Source organism: Arthrobacter sp. Y3223164 (assembly GCF_059091005.1).
The window spans coordinates 1-1638 of sequence record NZ_JBNHGF010000519.1; the positions used below are offsets into that span (position 1 = coordinate 1).

Below are 1638 nucleotides of genomic sequence, written 5' to 3' on the forward strand. Positions count from 1 at the left end.
GGCCGTGAGCATGGACCTGGGTGCCCGCGCGGGCGCCCACACCCCGGTCTCCGCCTGCGCTTCCGGCACCGAAGCCATGGCCTTGGGCATCGACCTGATCCGCGCCGGCAAGGCCGACGTGGTCATGACCGGCGGCGCCGAGGCCGCGATCCACCCCATGCCGATCGCGGCGTTCAGCGCGATGCAGGCCCTGTCCAGGCGCAATGACGACCCCGAACGTGCCTCGCGCCCGTACGATCTGGACCGGGACGGCTTCGTGATGGGCGAAGGCGCCGGCGCGCTGGTGCTCGAGGCCGAGGAACATGCCCTGGCCCGCGGTGCCCGCATCTATGCCGAGCTTGCCGGCTCCGGCGTCACCGCCGATGCCTACCACATCACCGCCCCCGATCCCGAGGGACTGGGCGCCACCCGCGCGCTGAAGGCCGCGATGTTCGACGCCCGGGCACAGGCGACCGACGTGGTGCACGTCAACGCCCACGCCACGTCCACCCCTGTCGGCGACAAGCCGGAATACACTGCTCTGAAGGCCGCGCTCGGTGACCATGTCGACAACGTTGCGGTCTCCGCGACCAAGTCGCAGACCGGCCACCTGCTCGGCGCGTCGGGTGCTGTGGAGTCCGTGATGACCGTAATGGCTGTCTACGAACGCCGCGCTCCGGCCACGATCAATCTGGAGAACCAGGACCCGGAGATCCCACTGGACGTGGTCACCTCGTCCCGCGACCTGCCGCAGGGCGACATCGTCGCGTTGAACAACTCCTTCGGGTTCGGCGGCCACAACGCCGTCGTCGTGTTCCGCAACGTCTGACCGTTCACTCCAATGCTTGCCTGCGGGCAGCACGAAAGGGAGGGCGGCCGGTTTTCACCGGCCGCCCTCCCTTTTGCGTGGATGGAGGAGGGAGGGAAGAGCCGGCGTCAGCCGACCTGGTGCAGCCAGCGGACGGGGGCGCCTTCGGCGGCGTGGCGGAAAGGCTCGAGTTCTTCGTCCCATGCCTCGCCCAGGGCGAGGGACAGTTCGTGGTAGACGGCTGCGGGATCGCCGGCACCGGCTTCGTAGGCGTAGCGGATGCGGTCCTCGCTCACCATGATGTTTCCGTGAACGTCGGTCATGGCGTGGAAAATGCCGAGTTCGGGCGTGTGCGACCAGCGGCCGCCGTCCACCCCGGCGCTCGGCTCTTCGGCGACTTCATAGCGCAAATGGGCCCAGCCGCGCAGGGCAGAGGCCAGCATGGCGCCGGTCCCCTGCGCGCCGACCCACGACAGCTCGGCCCGGTACATTCCGGGCGCGGCAGGCTGCGGGGTCCACTCGAGATCCGTTCGCTTGTCCACGACGGATCCGACGGCCCACTCGATATGCGGGCACAGTGCCGAAGGTGCTGAATGCACAAACAGCACTCCACGCGTCATCACAACAGACATCCCATCCTCCATTTGCTGTAGGTACGTCTTCCCCAACGACCTTCAGCCTGTCAACGGATGGAACTTGTCAGTACTGCTGTTTCCGACGCTTCGTTCCTCATTGTGCCGTACGGCATCGAATTGCGCCAGTGTAACTACCAATGTGTTATGGCGTGTCGCCGGTTCCGCCGGTGCAGCCGGTCCGCCGGCTCCCCGGGGCGGCCGCGTTCCGGGCGGGCG

General features: G+C 67.8%; 2 protein-coding genes. One reads left to right on the forward strand and one right to left on the reverse strand.

Annotated features, from left to right (window positions below; translation table 11 throughout):
- Positions 1-808, forward strand: an 808-nt coding sequence (locus AC5RUJ_RS16005; RefSeq protein WP_494156213.1) for a beta-ketoacyl-[acyl-carrier-protein] synthase family protein, incomplete at its 5' end; no start/stop codon positions are given.
- A gap of 107 nt (positions 809-915) precedes the next feature.
- On the opposite strand, the gene AC5RUJ_RS16010 is transcribed toward AC5RUJ_RS16005, so the two are convergent.
- A complete protein-coding gene (locus AC5RUJ_RS16010; RefSeq protein ID WP_493977382.1) occupies positions 916-1419 on the reverse strand; it encodes a DUF3145 domain-containing protein in 504 nt (167 codons plus the stop codon).
- Positions 1420-1638: the final 219 nt, after the last annotated feature.